The following is a 20,121-nucleotide window of genomic DNA, read 5'->3' on the forward strand; positions in this document are numbered from 1 at the left end:
ATTTGACATCTAAGAAGGTGCTGCAAGCCTCTTAATCATTAGCCTGATGAAGCAGATATTGAGTTTGGCAGTGGCACTAACCAGGGTTCGTTCAAAGTTCTTAACCAGAATTTTACAGCGCTCCATCCAAGCATTGGAGCGTTCGATCACCCATCTAGCTATTGCCGGAACAAATCCAGATTTTCCTTGTGCCGCTTTCTCTTGTTTTGAGGGTTTCGTAGAAAGTTGAAACTGAATTTTGGTCATGATCTCTGGGTAAATTCGCTCTAACTCCTGAGTCAAATATTCTGGGTGATACCCATGATCTAGCAGGATAGTAATCTTGGGAATATCGATAGGTTTTGACTTGAAGTAGTCGATGTTGAGAGTAAACATCTCAATTAATCCGGCATCATCCGAGACATTGGCGCGAGTACAGAGCGTAAAAAAGGGAAACCCAAGGGTGTCAATAGCCAAATGCCTTTTAATACCGTTGGTGGCTTTGTAGAAGCAAAAACCTTTCGACTCCACACTGGCGTTGCAGGTATTTTTCACTGCTTGGGAGTCAATGATGATCAATGTCGTCCAGTGCGGTTTTTTTTTTACCTGTTCACGCACTTGTCCATGTAAGACACTCATCAGTTCCTCAAATACCCCGGCTGCTCGCCACTGTTTGTAGTGCCAATATACAGTGGAATAAGGGGGGAGGTCTTTAGGTAAGTCTTGCCAATTGCATCCATTTTTTAGTTGATAGAGAATTCCATTGAAGATATCTCGCTTTGGCCAGTTGGTCGGTCGAGTCTGCTTCTTAGTCGGTAATATCTCTTGCAATAAGGGTTCAAAAATTTCCCATTCTGCATCAGTGAGGTTGCTGGAATACGCCATTAGTATTGGATTTTAGATGCTGAGGAGTACCTTAATTCAAAACCTCACAAGATGTCAAATGGGTTCTATAAAGTAAATCTTAAGTAGTCTAACGCACCCCCACATAAAACGGTGCGTTAGGCGATCGTGTCATATTTTTGGTGACAAATCATATTGAAATATGCGGTACAACATTATATGGCAAGGTGTAGGGGCATGGCACTGCCGTGCCCTTACGGGTGTACCTCACGTAAACGAGAACCGCCATAACTTTATAAATAGCTTCTAATTCTGTATTTTATTTGTTATTTTTAATTTAAAATAACTAAATTACTAATGAATAATAACCAGTAAATATATATTTGTATGTTGTAAATACTACATTGAAACTCTAGTTTTTAATTTATCAAATCGTATACTAATCAACACGAAGGCAATATTTGCGATCGCCATGCACTTGACAACAAAATAATCCTCAATTACTTGCCAGGAAAAACTCAGTATGATACTCTAAAATCAAGTTATGTACAAATAATATTTGTGTGTTAGTTGCTACCTTTAAGTCTGTAGACAATATTGATTTACAGCGAAACAACAAACGAAAAAAGCCAAGACTTAAGCGCTACAGTATATACCTAGTCTTGAGTTTAATTATTTCCCCTAGCGTTGTGTCTGCTCAATCCACTCCTCCACCTGGAGTTAATATCCCCCCAACAATACCGGAAACTTTAGACGAAACGATTCCCAAACCAAACCCTCCAGCAACTCCTCCTCCGACTGCGCCTTCTGCTTCTCCTCCGATTCTGACTTCTCCTGATACACCAACACCATCAGATACGAATTTTCCCAGTAGTGAAAGTTTTTTAGTTAAAAAAGTCGAAGTTTTTGGAACTACAGTTTTAAAAGATGAAATTGGAGAGTTAATTAAGCGATTTGAAAATCGTCAAGTCACTTTTGGAGACTTGATTCAATTACGTTCAGATATCACCGAACTCTACATCAAAAAGGGCTATGTCACCAGTGGCGCATTTTTGCCCAACAATCAAAACCTGACTGATGGTGTGGTAGAAATTCAAGTAGTAGAAGGTCAACTAGAAAAAATTGAACTAGGTGGATTAAGGAGATTAGAACCAGTATACGTGCGATCGCGTCTGCAAAAAGCCTCCTCGGCACCCTTAAATCAAAAACGTTTAGAAGAAGCACTGCAACTATTACAACTCGACCCTTTAATTGAACGGGTAAACGCACAGTTAACCGCTGGTAGCACTCCCGGTAGCAATATTTTACAAGTCATAATTACCGAAGCACCTGCATTTCATGGCGGAGTATTTGCAGCCAACAATCAAACTCCCAGTATTGGTTCTACCCAAGCAGGAGTATTTCTGAGCCATGATAACTTATTGGGTTTTGGCGACAGTTTAAGTGCTGAATATGGAATTACTGAAGGGCTGAATATATATAATATCAGCTATACAATTCCGATAAATGCCAACAACGGTACTCTTGCTTTTCGCGTCAATAACAGCGACAGCCGCATTATTGAAGATCAATTCCGCGACTTAGATATTAAAAGTGAAGCCCAAACCTATTCTTTTAATTATCGTCAACCTTTGTACCGCAAACCGCAATCTGAATTTGCTATTGGTTTAGGCTTAGATTTACGTCGCAGCCAAACATTTCTATTCAATGACATTCCCTTTTCATTTTCTGAAGGCCCCGAAAATGGTCTAACAAAAGTTACAGTCATTCGTTTTTCACAAGATTGGGTAGAACGCAGCGCTACAAGAGTTTTAGCTGTACGTTCTCAATTTAGTCTTGGTATTGGTGCATTTGATGCGACAGTTAACGACTTAGGTACTGACGGACGCTTCTTTTCTTGGCTAGGACAATTTCAGTGGGTGCAGCGGTTATCACCACGAACAATATTATTAACAAGACTCAACGCCCAATTCACAGGGGATTCTTTATTATCATTAGAAAAATTTAGTATTGGTGGAGTTGATACAGTACGTGGCTACCGTCAAAATGAATTTGTCGCAGACAATGGAATTACAGGTTCAGTTGAAGCTCGTATTCCCATAACATCTTCCAATGCATTGCAAATTGCACCTTTTTTTGATGTTGGTACAGCATGGAATAATGGTGGTAATAGTTCCAATTCAGAAACATTTGCAAGTTTAGGATTAGGTTTAATTTGGCAACCAATTCGAGATTTTAATTTACGTTTAGATTATGGTATTCCCCTAATAGATGTTAATAGGGAAGGTAATACTCTGCAAGATAATGGTTTTAGTTTTTCGCTGCGGTATCAGCCGTTTTAAGGCGTGATATTTTAAGAGTACAAACCCAAAATCCTCATGTAGAGACGCGATTTATCGCGTCTTCTCCAGACAAGAGACGCGATAAATCGCCGTCTCTACAAAAGATTTATTATTGTAGAGATGGCGATGTATTGCGTCTGGCTGTAATTACAAAACCATTAAATAAGTATCTTTTCCTTCCACTGGCAAAACTCGCAATTTTTGATTAACTAAATCGGGTTCTAATCCTAAATCTTCTAAAGGTATTAAACCTAATAAAGGATCTGAACCTTCTGGTAATTCAATACAATTAAATGTCCCTTCTCTTCCCTCAACTGAAAGATTTAACATTTTAAAAATCCGAGCTTTTTGTAATCCTGTAGCAATTTTAACGTCTACCTCTCCTTGAAGAGGCAATCCTAAGTCAAGAATAATATTTTTAGGTAAGCACAGCCTAGTTGCACCTGTGTCAACTAAAACATCATGTAAAGTAATTGAGCGTATTTGCTCTGCTGGAATAAATCCTCTTTCTGCAAGAGTCTGGTCAATTTGGTTAGTAATGGTGATTGTCGTAGTTACTTTGCCCATTTTCTCAGTTTTGCTCAGTGTCATATTATTTTCTTATAAATTAGTGATACCGTTTCTTTGTGAGGCTGCGCCAAATTTTCTTGGCTTCTTCTTTCTTTCTTTCTTTCTTTGTGTCCTTCTCTACGAGACGCTACGCGAATGCGCCCTTTGCGGTTCGTTCCTCATATAGTTTGGTGCATCTTCATACAGAATTGGTATGAGGTTGATGATTGAATATATATTTACATTTTATTTAATTTCATGAAAAACAAGATAGCCGACTTATTTAAGAAGTCGGGTATCGAAAACTCTCAAGTTTTAATAAATTCAACGACATTCTCGACTCATCACCAAATCGCCATTTGCTAGTCGATAGACTCCTTCGGGTTCAATAATTAAATCACCTTTCTTCCACTGGCGGCTAACATTTTGCACATCACCTGTAGGATAAGTTGAAGCTGAAGCATCCCCAGGACGGATAGGTAAACCACCAGTACCTGTAATTAAAAAAGTGCCTTCTTGCTTGGGATTGCGGGCAATGCAACTATTAGCAATTAGCGCATTAGTATCAATAGAATTCTCTTGTAATTCTGTGAGGCTGTTTTGGATAAAGCTGATATCGGGTACACCGATGATATTACCAGAAATTGCACCACTGGCGTTGATATCAACACGGCCATTACTAATTAATGACCGAAGACTATTTGCATCAGTTGCTGCTTGTGTCTGGCTGTATAATGGTGAACTTAATAAACCACGAGTATTAAAAGTAATATTGCCACCTTGACCCTCTGGTGCAAATGCCAAAATGTCACTATCTTCTAAGGCAATGATAGTATTAGCATTGAGGGTGATATTACCTCCACGGCCTTCACCTGTAGATAAGTCAGTGCGGATGTCACTGTTATTAAGCAAGCGAATGTTTCTCGCAGTGATGTTGATGTTACCACCGCCTGCTTGTTCAGAGCGTGCGTTTACTAAACTATTACTTGCCCTGTAATTTTCTTTGGCAGTAATATTAATATCGCCTGCAATACCTTGTCCCTGACTGCGTGTAGAAACTACGGCGAAGTTATTAGGCAAGTTTAAATCACTTGTGAATAAATTAAAGTTAGTTGTAGATAAGGATATTGTTCCACCGTTTCCAGGAGAATTAGTACCTGCAAATATGCCAGTGACATTATCTGAGTTAGCAGAAATAGTGATACTGTCTGCGGCTTTGATAGTAATATCACCAGATTTCCCACTGTCGAAAGTTCCTGTAGTCAGAAATCCACCATTTGATGCTTCAAATATACGAGCATTGACAGTTATATTACCTCCGTTACTTGAATTCAAAGTTGCTGCTGACACAAGACCATTGTCTGTTAGATGGAAATAATCTGTGTTGACTATAATATCTCCTCCCTGACCAAGCGCCCCCCCTTGGGTTTCAGTCGATATTGCACTTCCATTTCCACTTTCATCAGTTCCTGAGATAGTTATCGCATCAGCAGCATCAATGCGGATACTTCCACCCTTACCTTGTCCACCGGGTAAATTTCCTGCTGGTTCAGCAATTTGAGTATCAATTCCACCACCGTTAGTTAAAGTCAGCCTTTGTGTCTGAATTTTAATATCTCCAGCATTACCGACTCCGCCAGATCCTACACGACTATTGATTGTACCGTTGTCAACAATAACCCCATCATTGCTCAGAATAAAAATATCACCAGCATTCCCCTTACCGAAAGTTCCAGCGGTTATAGCTCCGTTTGTTAACTGCAAACGTTTAGTATTAATTGTTATATCACCGCCATTGCCTATGGGAACTATATTATCTTTGGCAGCTTCAACTCCTGTACTAAGGTAACTGCGAAAATTACCGTTAGAACTAATCAACTGAATAGATTCTGATGCATCGATATTAATATTACCAGCATTACCTCCTAAATCACCAACAGCATCTGTGGTGATAGCACCGCCATTTCTTACAAGAATATTTCTGGTTTTTAGTGTTATATCACCTCCACGACTATTACTAAAAGTTCTAGCGGTAAAACCAGTAATAAAATATGTTGAACCTTTTATTGAATCTTTGGGATCAATTTCTATAAAATCAGTAGCTGTAACATTGATATTTCCCCCACGTCCAATTGTTTCTCCTAGTTCTGGTTCTCCAGAACTAGAAGAGATATTTCCATTGTTCGTTAAATAAATTCGTTCTGTTACAATGTTGATATCGCCAGCATTACCCACGTTAGAGATAATTCCTGGATAAGAATTTGCAGATGCAAAAATGAGAGAATTATCTAAACTAATATCATGAGCAGTAATATTGAGATTACCACCGTTACCACCACCCAGATTACTAGTTGAAATCTGAGAACTATTTTCCACCCTCAAATGATTAGTAGTAATTGATAAATTACCTGCATTTGCTCCAAAACTATTTGTCAAAATTCCGGCGGAGTTGTTCAAATTAATTGCATCTGTCGCTTGGATTTTAATACTTCCAGAATCTTCTGCAAAGTAGTTAGAAGCACTGATGAAACTACCATCCTCAATTGCAAGATTTCGCGCTTGTATATTAATACCACCGCTTTTTCCACGAGTTGGCGTCCCTAGAATAATTTGCTCTCCAGATACAGAAGAATCGCTTGGTCGAACAGTACTTAAAATCCCACTAGGTATATTTTTAGCATTTGTCCCAGATAGAGAAACTGTATCCTCTACTTGAATATTAACAATACCTGAATTACCCTGTGCGGCAGTTGCTTGAATAGAACTAGCATTAATTTTTAGCGATTGAGCAGCAATATTGATATTTCCACTATCTCCAATACCTAAAGCACTATTTCCAAAAGCACTATCTTCATTGAGGGTTACAACTCCGGTAGCATTCACAGTAATATCACCTGCTTTAGTTTCAGGAGTTCCTTGATTTCTATTTATACCAGTAAAAAAATAACTGGAGTTTAATTCGAGATTATTAGCATTAACTACAACATCGCCACCAGTTGCGCCGCTAGTAAAAGCAGCAGAGGTATTTTCAAGTAAGATATCTGCTCTGGCTACACCATCAGGAAAAGTCAAGCTTAATTTGTTGCCATCAACATTGAGTCCTACTGTTCCAGGTGCGGTTAATCCACCGATTTCTACTCTGCCATCTGATGCCCCAAGTATTCCTCCATCTATCACAATTTGTCCTGTAGATTCAGGTGTAGGCGTAACACGACCACCAAGCAGTATTAAACTTTTATTATTAGGAACTGCCAAAATGGCACGATTTTCAATTGAGTTTACACCTTGGTTAGCAATTTGATTAAACAAAAATGCTGTAGGATTGATACTTAATAAAGTATTATTTGCTGTAACTGGTGAATTTAAAGAGAATTCAATACCGCCAGGAAATTGAATTGCATTAGCTGTAGTAGCTACAAAAGAACCACCAACATTTAATCGGGCATTTTGACCAAATATAATGCCATTGGGATTCATCAAAAATAAATTAGCAATGCCTTGGGTACGAATCAATCCTTGAATATCAGAGGGTGTTCCACCAGTTACTCGTGCAAATATATTGGTAATACTGGAATCGTTGAGAAAAATTCCCCCACCACCATTGGGAATACTAAAACTGCTGAAACTGTGGAATAGATTTGTATTACCAACTGTTGTCCCACCTGAAATATAAGAACTTAAGCCAATATCTGTAACTTGTGTTCCCAATGTTTGGTCAGCTGTTACTTGAGCAAAAGCACTGACATCTGTTGTCAAGGCAGCGCTCAGTAATAGCCCGAAACGTAAACACCAATTCCAGCAATTTTGATTAATCACAGTTTTTTCAATAATTCAGGGATATTGTTGCTCACGAATGATTAAGTAGGGCTATATCAGACGCCGTAATAATATTACCAGAAATTGCACGGCTCACTAGTATTGATATTGGAGCGATCGCTATTTTTGAGTAATCCAACCCTCATCGCTAATTCTTTGCACACAACCGACTAAATTCCAATGCAGTTTTCTGCAATCTTACATTCACAATAGTGCAAATAAGACTGCATGAAAGCTGAGCGAATAATTTTCCTGCTTTCCTTACTCTGTATTTTATCGATCGCAGACGCTATTAATCGCGTCTCTACACACTTCCTGCCTACATTAGTAAATTAAAAAATCAAAGCTGATTAATATATTTATGGACTTCCAGAAAATAAATTATCCCAAATTGTTTGTACATTTTTCGGGTAGCACCGCTGTGGTATTTTACAGAGATGGAATATTTTTTTCCTTGGAAGTCCCTTACTCCAAAACTAAAATAACCATCTCATTTTGATTCCAAAGAGGAGAAACAGATGTCTAATTTTGTTGGTTCTACTAGCGGTGTTCCTAAAACTGGTTCAATTTATGTAGACAGTTTACTATGGGGTAGCCGTTGGAAAATTGAAAATGATAATAGAAAACTTACTTACTCTTTTGTTGATAATCAGTCTTGGGATGACACTTTCTATAATGCTGAAATAAATGCTTATACTAATGCAATAAAAGCCTGGTCAAATGTAGCTAACTTCCAGCTAGAGTATTCTGGTTATAATGATTCTCAAGCTGAATTAACTTTTCATAGTGTTGATTCTTCTACTCTTGGCAGTGATAGTATACTAGGTCGAGCGCTGCCACCAGGAGAATCCTCTGACCTTTTTGGGCAAGGAGATGTTCTAATTAACTGGGAATTTTATGAAGACGATCCTGATGCAGAACTCGTGGTTGGTAGCTACTATTACAACACTTTTATCCACGAAATTGGTCATGCTTTGGGATTAGCTCATCCCCACGATAATGGAGGAACTTCTTCTATTTTTCCTGGCGTTGAAGACTCTGAAGATTTTGGCGATTTTGGTCTCAATCAATTTGTGACAACAATAATGTCTTACGTTGATATTCAAAGTCCCTATTCCCCTGGCTATAGTACAAATTGGGGTTATGCTGCGGGGCCAATGGCATTTGATATTGCAGCCATCCAACATATTTACGGTATCAATAAGACATACAACACAGGTAATAATGTTTATTTGCTTCCATCTTCTAATGGTGTGGGAACGTATTGGACTTGTATTTGGGATGCAGGCGGAACAGATACAATATCTGGTCAAGGGGCAAGTAATTCGGTAATTATTGACTTGAACAATGCGACTCTGGCCAATAACGATCCTGATGCTGGTGGCTTTATTAGTCAAGTTGTTGGTATTAAAGGAGGATTTACCATCGCTAATTCCCAAGGCGGTATATCTGTTATCGAAAATGCCATAGGAAGCAACTTTAATGACACTTTAACAGGGAATGAATACAAAAATTATCTCTCTGGGGAAGGCGGAAACGATGTCATCGATGGAAAAGCTGGAAATGACAGTCTTGTAGGTGGCGCGGGGAATGACACGCTCTATGGCGGCGCTGGTAATGATACCCTCAATGGCGGTACTGGCAATAATACTCTGTATGGCGGCACTGGCAACGATCGCTATATACTCAATAGTCAAAGTTACATAAGTATCACGGAATACCTTAATGAAGGTACAGACACAGTTGAGTCTGCCTACACCTTTAACTTAAGCCCAGCTTATTTAGAAAACCTCGTTCTCACAGGCACATCTGCAATCAACGGCACTGGTAACAGTCTCAACAACACAATTACAGGTAACGGTGCTAACAATCAACTCAATGGCGGTAGTGGGAATGACACGCTATATGGTGGTGCTGGCAATGATAGTCTAGTTGGTGATGGGGTTACCAACCAAACCAAAACCTTTAGCAATAACACTCCTGTTAGTATCCCTGACTTGTCTACAATTATATCTAATTTAGCCGTTAGTGGTTTTACTACGTCAATTATTGATGTCAACGTCACTTTAAATATTAAGCACAACTGGGCTTCTGACTTAGATGTATTCCTGATTAATCCAACAGGCACTCGTGTTGAATTGTTTACTGACGTGGGGGGTAGTAACAGTAGTTTTACTAACACGAAATTGGATGATGAAGCAGCAACATCAATTACAGTTGGGACTGCTCCTTTTACCGGAAGTTTCAAACCAGAAAAAGTGCTATCTGCTTTTGACAATCAAAACCCAAATGGGACATGGAAGCTAGAAGTCACGGATGATGATAGTGCAATTACTGGTACGCTCAATAGTTGGTCGCTGCAATTTACAATTCAAACAGTTGACGTTGGCAACGATTTTCTAGACGGGGGTACAGGGAATGATACCCTAACTGGCGCTGCTGGGAACGATACACTAATTGGTGGTAGTGGTAATGACACCCTGAATGGTGGTAGTGGTAATGACATTTTGGTTGGTAGTGCTGGCACTGATACACTAACTGGTGGTAGTGGGAGCGATCGCTTTACATTCAACTCCCGCACTGAAGGCATCGACCGGATTACTGATTTTAGCGTAGTTGATGATACGATTTTTGTCTCTGCGGCTGGTTTTGCTGGAGGCTTAGTTGCTGGTGCGGCGATCGCTGCTAATCAATTTTTCATCGGTTCCGCAGCAAATACAACTAGTCAAAGATTTCTTTACGATAAAGGTAACGGTTTTGTGTTCTTTGACCAAGATGGGATAGGGGCGATCGGTAAAATCCAAATTGCTACACTCAACACCGGATTATCCCTAACTAACGCAGATATTTTCGTTGCTGCTTAGGAATTTTTACAGCAATTTGCAGTAGGCTAGCACAGTTGTGCTAGCCTACAATGATTTAATTTTCAAACATGTATATTCAATTCAATTAAAAACCCTTAACTACACTCTCGACTCATCACCAATTGTCCGTTTGCTAGTCGATACACGCCTTGGGGTTCAACAATCGAGTCGCCTTTTTTCCACTGACGTGTTTTACCATCATTAGTCACACGTTGCACATCACCTGTAGGATAAGTTGAAGCTGAAGCATCCCCAGGACGAGTAGGTAAACCACCAGTACCTATGATTAAAAAAGTACCTTCTTGCTTTGGATTGCGGGCAATGCAACTATTAGCAATTAGCGCATTAGTATCAATGGCATTAGATTGTAATTGTGTGATACTATTTTGAATAAAAGTGATATCAGGCACACCGATAATATTACCAGAAATTGCACCAGTAGCGTTGATATCGGTGCGATTATTATTATATAGTGACTCAAAACTATTTGCGTCGGTTACTGTTTCGGTTGGACGATATAGCGGTGAAGTTAATAAAACACGAGTGTTAAAAGTAATATTACCACCTTGACCTTCGGGTGCAAAAGCGAGAATATCGCTATCTTCTAAAGCAGTAATAGTGTTAGCATTGAGGGCGATATTACCTCCAGTCGCTTGCCCTATAGATAAGTCAGTGCGAATATCACTATTGTTGCGTAGGCTAAGATTTCTTGCAGTAATATTGATATCGCCACCGCTTGATTTTGCAGCAGTGGCGCTGACTAAACTATTATTCGCACTGTAGTTATCTTTAGCAATAATATTAATATCGCCTGCAATACCTTCTCCCTCACTGCGTGCAAAAACTCTAGCACTATTAGCTAGATTAAAGTTATTTGTCTTTAGAGATATCGTTCCGCCGTTACCAGTAGAGTTTGTTGTAGTAGTTGTAAATATCCCACTAACTAAGCCAAAGATAGTGATTTCATCTGTAGCATTGATAGTGATATTACCAGCATTGCCAGCACTGTTAGTTGTTGTAAGAACTTGCCCTTCAGTAAATGCTTCAAATACACGAGAATTAATGGTGATATTACCTCCACTACTAAAATTTGCAGTATCTGCTGTTATGCTGCCGCCGTTTTCTAAGCGAAAATAATTTGTATTAACTGTAATGTCTCCTGCTTGACCTATACTTCCTCTAGGGCTTTGAGTAGATAATAAGCTAGGGAGTCCATTTGCATCACTTCCTGAAATAATTACAGCATCCGCAGCATTGATGAGAATATTTCCACCCTTACCTTGTCCTCCAGGGAGATTATCTGTTGAGCCACTAATACCTGCAATAATTTGACTACCATTAGTTAAAATTAGTCTTGGAGTCTGAATTGTAATATTGCCAGCATTCCCCGCCCCACCTTCTCTGATCTCACTAGAGATATCAGCATTATCAATAACTACACCATCTCTGCTGTTAACAATAATATTGCCTCCATTACCTTTCCCAAAAGTTGCAGCATTGATAGCTCCGTCTGTTAATTGTAAAAAGTTAATATTAAAAGTTATATTACCTGCGTCACCACTATCGCTTGCAGTATTTATTTCTTGACTACTATTCCAGAACACTTGTTCTGCATCAATAGTAATATTACCTCCATTACCTATTGTAGGTGAATCAGCACTAAAAGCATAAATATAAGAATTGTTTTGTGCATTCAATTCTCTAACTTTAATATTAATATCTCCAGCATTACCACCAAATAAATTAGCTGCTGATATATTAGAGTCATCCATCAAACTCAAACGATTAGTAGAGATTGATAAATTACCTACCTTTTCTAATTCTAAATTATCTGTATTAATCCTAGCTCGATCGCTCAAAATAATTGATTCATCAGCTTGAATATTCACATCTCCGATTCTGCTTGCTAAAGAGCTAGTATCTTTCAGTAAAATATTTTGTGCCTGAATATTCATACCACCAATACCTTCATTGTTGATTATGCTATTCTCACCAGACAAAGCCATTGTCTCCTCGACTTTGATATCAATCATACCTGTATTACCGTTGATAGCAGATGTAAAAATTCCGCTACTTATAATTTCTAATGATTTGGCAGTAATGTTGATATTTCCTGTCTCGCCTCTTTCTACTCCTACATTACCAATAATACTTCCGTTTTCTAAACTAATAATCCCATCAGCATTAATTGAAATATCTCCTCCTGGAATTTGAGATGAACCTTGGTTGGTTATACCTGTAAAAATATTACTAGAAGTTAGTAATTTCAGATTATTAGCATTCACTGCAATATCACCACCAATGGCATCAAAAGCAGCAACAATAGATTCATTTTCAAATGAGATATCTGTTTTTGCTATATCATCAGGAAAACTCAGGCTGAAATTATCGCCATCAATATTTAGTCCTACTGTTCCAGGGGCAGTTAATCCACCAATCTCGACTCTACCATCTTGTGCTACAGTCAGCCCTCCATCCATGAGAATTTGCCCTGTAGATTCAGGTGTGGGTGACACACGACCACCAAGTAGTATTAAACTTTTATTATTACTAACCTGTAAAAAACTGCGATTTTCAATTGAGTTTGTACCTTGATTAGCAATTTGATTAAACAAAAATGCTGTAGGATTAATACTAAGTAAAGTATTGTCTGACGCAACTGGTGAAGTTAAAGAGAATTCTGCCCCGCCAGCAAATTGAATTGCATTAGCTGTGGTAGCTACAAAGGAACCGCCAATATTTAATCGCGCGTTTTCTCCAAATATAATTCCATTAGGATTTATCAAAAATAAATTAGCAGCACCTTGAGCGCGAATCACTCCTTGAATATTAGATGCTGTTCCACCAGTTACGCGTGCAAATATATTAGTAATGTTAGAATCGTTGAGAAAAATTCCTCCCCCTCCATTAGGAATACTAAAACTGCTAAAACTGTGGAACAGATTTATGTTATCAACAGTTGTTCCACCTTCAATCAAAGAACGAGAGCCATTATTTATAACTTGTGTTCCCAACGTTTCGTCAGCTGTTACTTGAGCTAAGGCGGTGATATTTGTTGTTAAAGCAAAGCTCAGGATTAGCCCAAAAGGCAAGCACAATTTTGAATAATATTGATTAGTCATAATTCAAGTTAACCGCATCCTTGATTTTTCAATTCGTTACCCTCTAACCATTTTGTATCACTTTCAGCCAAATCAATTAAGTGAGGAATACATAATGATATTGGAATGATTGCAGAAAACTACATAGTCAATATACCTGAATTTTGCTATGCCTGATAACTTAGGTAAATATTCTTGCCATTAGTTGACAAATATACAAGTTATCTGTTCTTATTTATAGTAAGAATATTATTAACTCTATTTCACTGTGGCTAAAAATTTTTCTAAATCAACTACTCATTATTGGTTAACAGTTATATTTCTTGTCAGCTTCACCCTTTGTGTATGGTTGAATAACGTGCAATTGACAACTCCACAACTGAGTATTGGAAAGTTAGTCCAAGCTCAAGCTCTTGATGCCGAACAATTGGTTAACAAAGGTGTTGAAAGCTATAAAAGGGAAGACTTTCGTGCTGCAATTCAATCTTGGGAAGCAGCTTTAGAGGTATACAAACAAAATAAAAACTATAATAATGCGGCAATTGTTAATGAAAATTTAGCAAGGACTTATCAACAGTTGGGTGAAAATGAGCAAGCACTGAATTATTGGGAAAAAGTTAATACTTACTATGGCTCCCAAAAAGACTGGCAAAAAGTAGGGCGAATTTTCACAGAGATAGCGCAAGCTTACAGTAGTTTAGGGCAAACAAGGAAAGCAATTAGTTTTTTATGCAGTGTTTCTGATGAAAAAAATATCGAAAACCTAGCATGTCAGCAAGGAAGTGCATTACAAATAGCTGCCGAACAACAGGATAAAGAAGGAGAAATTGCAGCGTTAGGAAGTCTTGGGGAAGCTTATCGACTTCGGGGTAATTATGATGTAGCAATTCAATACCTGGAAGCTGCCAACAAAATTAATAATGAAACATATAATTTTGCAATATTAAATAGCTTAGGCAATGCTCACAAGAGTCGCGCACAACTTTGGGATCTACGTGCTAAATCTGCTCAACAGCAGAATCCTTCTAAAGCAACTGAATTCCAAGAAAAGGCAAAGAACGATCATCAACAAGCACTAGAATATTTTCAATCAAGTCTCAAAGAAGCTCGCCAACAAAATAATAAATCTAGTGAAATGCGAAGTCTGCTGAATCTGATTCAGCTTTTTTACCACTCCAGAACAATAAATTTGATTGATAAAGCTCAGGTTGATATAAATATCCAAGAAGCTTTAGAATTGTTCGATAAATTACCTGATTCTGTTAATAAAATATATGCAGCGATCGATTTAGCAAATTTACCTGCTTTTGATGATGAATTAACTTCACCGTTAACTCAATGTTTGACAAATCCAAGACTACCAGACGCACAAGCAAAGCAATTATTTAACAAGTCTATAAAAATTTCTCAAAGATTGCAAGACTCGCGTTCTGAATCTTACGCTTTAGGAGCGCTTGGTCATTTCTATGAGTGTCGAGAAAAAAAATATCAACCAGCTTGGGAATTAACTAATCAGGCAATTTGGCTAGCAGATCAAAAATTAAAAGCTAAAGATAGCTTGTATTTATGGGAATGGCAAGCGGGAAGAATTTTAGAAGCAGATAATAAAAATATTGAAGCACTTCCCTTTTATCAACGAGCATACAATACTCTAGAGCAATTACGCAGTGACATTCTCATTGCAGACCGTGATTTTCAATTTGATTTTCGGGACATCATCGAGCCTGTTTACCGTCAACTAGCACAACTTCAATTAGAGTTAGCCTCATCAAATAATAATAATAATAAACAACTTACTAATCCAGCTTTAACTGCTGCATTAACTACAATAAATTCACTGAGATTAGCAGAAATTCAAAATTATTTTGGCAATGATTGTATTTTAACAGCAATTAATAATCCAAAAGTTACTGAAGTTGTAGAAACAAATACCGCATTTATTAGTTCAATTGTTTTGAAAGATAAGACCGGACTGATATTGATTTTACCTAACCAAGAAAAACATTTGCAATGGATAGATCAAAACCAAGAAACTCTCAGAAAAGAAATTGAAAACTTTTACACTGGATTAATTCGGGGGAAACGAGATATTAATTATAATACAAAAAATGCAGAAAATCTCTATGAATTAATCATTCGCCCATTTGAAAAATATTTAAATGATAATAAAATTAAAACTTTAGTATTTATTCAAGATAGCTTTTTACGTAATGTACCAATGGCTGCACTCTATGATAAAAAAGACCAGAAATATTTAATTGAAAAATATGCGATCGCTACTACTCCCAGCTTGCAATTGACCTCAACAGAAAAAATCAATATCCAATCAAGTCGAGCTTTAGTTTTGGCTGTCAGTCAAGAAGCAAAAATCGACAATCGCTTATTTAATGCATTGGTGAATGTTCCTTCAGAAGCTCAAGCAGTTCAGCAACAATTTGCTAATAGCAAAAAGCTAGAAAATCAAGATTTTACTATTAGTAATTTAGAAAAAGAAATTCAAAACGCAGCCTATTCAATTATTCACGTTGCAACTCACGCGCAATTTGGCACTATTCCAGAAGATACATTCTTAGTCACAGGAAATAATGACAAACTGACAATTAATCAACTGGAAACCTTGCTACGTGAAACTAGTAATGGTTCTAACTTTGTTGAATTATTAGCACTAACGGCTTGTCAAACAGCAGTTGGCGATGATAGGTCAACCTTGGGGTTAGCGGGTGTGGCTTTACAAGCGGGTGTCAAAAGTGCAATGGCTTCGTTGTGGTCTGTAGCGGACGAGTCTACAGCTAATTTGGTGACAGAGTTTTATAGTAAGTTACGTGAATCAGGAATAAGTAAAGCACAAGCTTTACAACTTGCTCAATTGAAACTAATTAATGCTAAGGAAACCCAGAGAGACATCCAACATAATCACCCTTATTACTGGGCACCATTTATTATTATTGGCAATTGGCTATAAATTGAAAGTTATAGATCCCCGACTTCTTAAAGAAGTCGGGGATCTAAATTGATCTGGATGAAATATCACCTTTCTTGATCTGCAATTGTTTGTAAATGTTGGATTCGTTTTTTGACTAGTTCTTCATTCTCTGTGACTCTGGCTGATTCATATTTGGCAAATTCTTGTACAAGATTTGAACCTACCTGTCCCAACTTTCCAGGAGTGGCTGAGTTTAAAGCTTCAGCTAAGGCTTCGTACCAAAGATTTGCTGCGGCATAGGTATTAGATTTTTGTAAAGCATTCGTTGTAGTCAATAATTTATTTTCAACTGTAGATGGCATTTCTACAACCATAAATTCTGCTCTTTCTACTAAATCATCCCCTGAACAACTAATTGCTACTTGCCAAAAATATTTTTTACCTACAGTTAATTTTGGATAACTTTCAGGGAGAGATACTTGGAAAATACCTGGTGATATTTCTTGTTTAATCGGATCGCTGAATGCCTTGACTGTATTGTTGGAAACAAACTCAAAAATTTGAAATTCTATTTCATGAGAACTAGATAGATAACCTACAAAAGTAGGACGTGTAGAAGCTGTGTAGCCAATATATGTTTTAGGCGCAAGTAATGTCAAAGGAATTTCATTAACTGAAGTGGAACATCCTCTACCACCTCCGCTTGTAGTGTAATCACTTGCAGGTTGGCGATCGCCTCGTGGTGCATTAGCAGTTACTACTGGTGTTAAAAACAAGAATAAACCCAGAACACAACCACTTGCTAATTTCAAATTGATAGCTTGGTTAAATAATTGTGACATTTTATCCTTCAAATTTTATCAAACTAACATTGCAATAAATATTCTGACCCCTGAATTCTGACTCCTGTTAGCGCAGCGGGCGTAGCCCATTCTGAATTCTGCTGTATTGCTATTTTCTTAATTTCCAACTTATTTCACACATCGTTCCTGTGGGAAAAATACTTTCACGTTTAAAATCACCTCCCAAATTTTTGGCAATATTTCTCAGTTGTTTTGTTCCTTTGTTTTCAACGTATGAAACAACTCCCGGTCCATTATCCTGAATTTTCAAAATATACAAATCTTCATTTTTTTTACCAATAGCTTCGATGCGTTTGACACCTTTAGCATGTTTACCCACATTGCATAAAGCTTCTTCCAGAAATAAACAAAGTTCTTGTTTGTTATTAACGCTCAAGTACTTATCATCTACTGGTTCAAATGTACGAATTTTTAACTTAACATTTTTCAAGTATTCCAAGTCATGTCGTTCAAGTGTGCTAGTGTACACTGCATAAAAAAGCTCATGTATCGGGCGTTTTAAATCAAGTTTTAAACCGCTACCCAAACGCAGACTTTCATCTTGAGATAAAGCCTCAAGCTTTAGATATTCGCCAATTTCTCGAATTTCATAGTTGAGTTTTTCTAACTGTGATTTTAATTCTTGATATGGCAAATCTTGAGTCTGCATCTGTCTCAATACATTTGCTAAAGTTTGTAGCGGTCCATTATGAATTACAGTAAATGCACGTTCAATTGTATTTTGACGTTCGTTCATTTGAATTTGAAATAGTTGGTTATGTTTATATAAAGCAAATGCGAATCCACTCAACCCCAAACCATTTATGGTTAAGGTTAATAAACTTGGTGCTATGGGAATCCACCAGCCGAAGGAAATCAGTAATAAACCCAAACTAAATAAGGCTAAAGCTATGATTACAACCGCCAGTAAATTTTTCCATAAAGATTGTGTTAGCCAAAAAATAATTATTGGATAACAGCCCCAAATTATTATCCAAATATATTCCCATTCGTCCGACCAAGCTTGTAACAGTGGTCGTCCGTTAATCACTGCATTAATTATCTGAGAACAAGCATGAGCATGAAATTCTATTCCATAAATTTGTCCAGACTTTTCTTCATTAACAATTGCAGAAGTATTGACAAAATCTTTAACACTGGTGGCAGCAATCCCAATTATGACTATCTTCCCTTGTAGCAAACGGGGATTGAAATTTTCATTTTTAATGTCATTGAGCGATAAAAAATTAAAGGGTTTGCTACCAGCACGAAAATTAACTAATATCTTGAATCCACTATCATTCGCATTAATATATCCTCCAGTGTTCGCTAAAAAACGAGGTAGTTCTGTAGTTTGAAATCTGATTTTATATTCAATTATTTCACGTTCAATATTAATACCTTCATGAGATAAATAAGCTTGTGCTAACTTTAGTCCAAAGGAATCTTTATCTTCTTCGGGATTTTGAGGGTTTTTAGCTGATGGTGTGGAAAGCAGGTAGCGGCGATATTTACTATCTTTATCTACTACTGTGTCAGAAAAACCTATTTGATTTGGCGGTAGTTGTGGCGGTGGTGAAATTGGATCGGGGGGTAATAATTTTTCAATACCAATAAGATTTTTATAGTTTTGAAATACCTCTACTAATTCTTTATTACCAGGTTCAACAGGTATATCTCTAACTATGTCCAGACCAATTGCAATCGGTTTATGTTTTTCTATTTCATTAATCAGCGCTGCAATTTCTCGATCTGGAATTGGATACTTACCTACACTGCGGATATCTTCTTCATTAATACCAACAATTACAACTTTATCATCGGTTGCTTCTCCAGGACGCAAACGTAAAAATGTGTCCAATGCCATCAACTCAAAATCTTGCAAGAATCCATAAAAACGTGCAATGACTACAATAGTTAGAAATGTTGTTCCTGGAAGTGACGCCAGCAACAAAATTTTTATTTCATTGTGAATTTTTCTCCAATTAACCCACACCATAAGTATTTCAGCAAATCAAGCAAAAGTTAAAAGAAAACTAAATCATTAATGCAAAAAATCTATTGCTTATTCCCTACTCACTACTCCCCACTCCCTCCCTATGTAGATAAGTTCCAAAATCAAAGCCGATTACCATAACAAATAACTAATCAATTAATCCTTCTTGTCGAGCGCGAATTTCTGTTTGAATGCGGATATTTTTACCTTCCTTTTTGCAATCTTCTGGATAAAGTCCGAGAACATCTTGAATTTTTGTCCAGTATGCGCGTACTGCACGTTCAGATCTATACATCCGCTCGGATATTAGTTTATCTGTTAATCCTTCTTCAAAGGCTAATCTTAAAACTTCTAACCACTCTGGTTTTAGTTCTAAGCCGTTTTTGATATCTTGTGTGTGAGTTGCACCTTGGAGTGCTATGTAGACACGGGCTAACATTTCCTGTTCTGATAATCCTTTGTCAGCGATCGCAAATCCACCTTGATGCTCATCTATCTCATGTTTTATCCTCACCAAAGCCTTTACATAACTGCTTTGTACCATCAAATTCTGCTGGGGATATTGCTTGAGTAACTGTTGAATTAAGTTGATCCCTGTATCAATTTGGGCTATCATTCCTGTTTCTTCTGGTATGGATAAATCCATCACAATCAAGTCAAAGAAAGAAGTCCCAACCTTGCTGAGAGCCTCAAAAGTCTCAATTTTTCTGAGAGCTTCAAATGCCGTTGTCACCTTAATGATATCTGCGTTTGGATATTCTTGTCGCAGTAAATTAAAAGTTGCAGTCAAGATTAATTGGTGATCATCAATAAGTAGAATTTTCATCGCTGGTGATTGAGGTAAATCTTGACTTTTGATCAATTTA

Annotated in this window: 10 protein-coding genes; 3 read left to right on the forward strand and 7 right to left on the reverse strand. The window is 37.5% G+C overall.

The genetic code is table 11. The annotated features are described in order from the left end of the window. Window positions 1-9: 9 nt before the first annotated feature. Complete coding sequence (locus tag IQ276_RS11470) at window positions 10-864, reverse strand: IS5 family transposase (RefSeq protein WP_235115308.1); 855 nt, start codon at window positions 862-864, stop codon at window positions 10-12. 647 nt (window positions 865-1,511) lie between these two features. Here IQ276_RS11470 and IQ276_RS11475 point away from each other — a divergent pair. Then, complete coding sequence (locus IQ276_RS11475) at window positions 1,512-3,164, forward strand: ShlB/FhaC/HecB family hemolysin secretion/activation protein (protein ID WP_235115592.1); 1,653 nt, start codon at window positions 1,512-1,514, stop codon at window positions 3,162-3,164. Between the two features lie 147 nt (window positions 3,165-3,311). On the opposite strand, the gene IQ276_RS11480 is transcribed toward IQ276_RS11475, so the two are convergent. Beyond that, window positions 3,312-3,755, reverse strand: coding sequence for an aspartyl protease family protein (locus tag IQ276_RS11480; protein ID WP_190880192.1), 444 nt, complete (start codon window positions 3,753-3,755; stop codon window positions 3,312-3,314). A 282-nt stretch (window positions 3,756-4,037) separates the two neighbouring features. Further along, entirely contained in the window at window positions 4,038-7,529 is a 3,492-nt protein-coding gene (locus IQ276_RS11485; protein WP_193914683.1) for a two-partner secretion domain-containing protein, read from the reverse strand. Window positions 7,530-8,047: 518 nt separating this feature from the next. On the opposite strand from IQ276_RS11485, the gene IQ276_RS11490 reads away from it, so the two are divergent. Next, window positions 8,048-10,393 (forward strand): M10 family metallopeptidase, encoded by a 2,346-nt coding sequence (locus IQ276_RS11490; RefSeq protein ID WP_193914685.1) that lies wholly within the window; start codon window positions 8,048-8,050, stop codon window positions 10,391-10,393. A gap of 95 nt (window positions 10,394-10,488) precedes the next feature. Here IQ276_RS11490 and IQ276_RS11495 read toward each other — a convergent pair whose 3' ends face one another. Beyond that, window positions 10,489-13,515, reverse strand: coding sequence for a two-partner secretion domain-containing protein (locus IQ276_RS11495; RefSeq protein WP_193914687.1), 3,027 nt, complete (start codon window positions 13,513-13,515; stop codon window positions 10,489-10,491). Window positions 13,516-13,762: 247 nt separating this feature from the next. On the opposite strand from IQ276_RS11495, the gene IQ276_RS11500 reads away from it, so the two are divergent. Continuing rightward, the gene (locus tag IQ276_RS11500; RefSeq protein ID WP_193914689.1) at window positions 13,763-16,456 is read left to right on the forward strand and encodes a CHAT domain-containing protein; all 2,694 of its coding nucleotides are present in this window, start codon (window positions 13,763-13,765) and stop codon (window positions 16,454-16,456) included. A 65-nt stretch (window positions 16,457-16,521) separates the two neighbouring features. On the opposite strand, the gene IQ276_RS11505 is transcribed toward IQ276_RS11500, so the two are convergent. From IQ276_RS11505 to IQ276_RS11515, 3 genes are all read right to left on the reverse strand, one after another. Beyond that, window positions 16,522-17,259: a DUF928 domain-containing protein gene (locus IQ276_RS11505; protein ID WP_193914692.1), complete on the reverse strand. Its 738-nt coding sequence runs from the start codon at window positions 17,257-17,259 to the stop codon at window positions 16,522-16,524. Between the two features lie 109 nt (window positions 17,260-17,368). Next, window positions 17,369-19,258 (reverse strand): sensor histidine kinase, encoded by a 1,890-nt coding sequence (locus IQ276_RS11510; RefSeq protein WP_193914694.1) that lies wholly within the window; start codon window positions 19,256-19,258, stop codon window positions 17,369-17,371. Between the two features lie 145 nt (window positions 19,259-19,403). After that, complete coding sequence (locus tag IQ276_RS11515) at window positions 19,404-20,081, reverse strand: response regulator transcription factor (RefSeq protein WP_193914696.1); 678 nt, start codon at window positions 20,079-20,081, stop codon at window positions 19,404-19,406. Window positions 20,082-20,121: the final 40 nt, after the last annotated feature.

Origin of the sequence: Desmonostoc muscorum LEGE 12446, assembly GCF_015207005.2 — a bacterium.
Classification (GTDB): domain Bacteria; phylum Cyanobacteriota; class Cyanobacteriia; order Cyanobacteriales; family Nostocaceae; genus Nostoc; species Nostoc muscorum.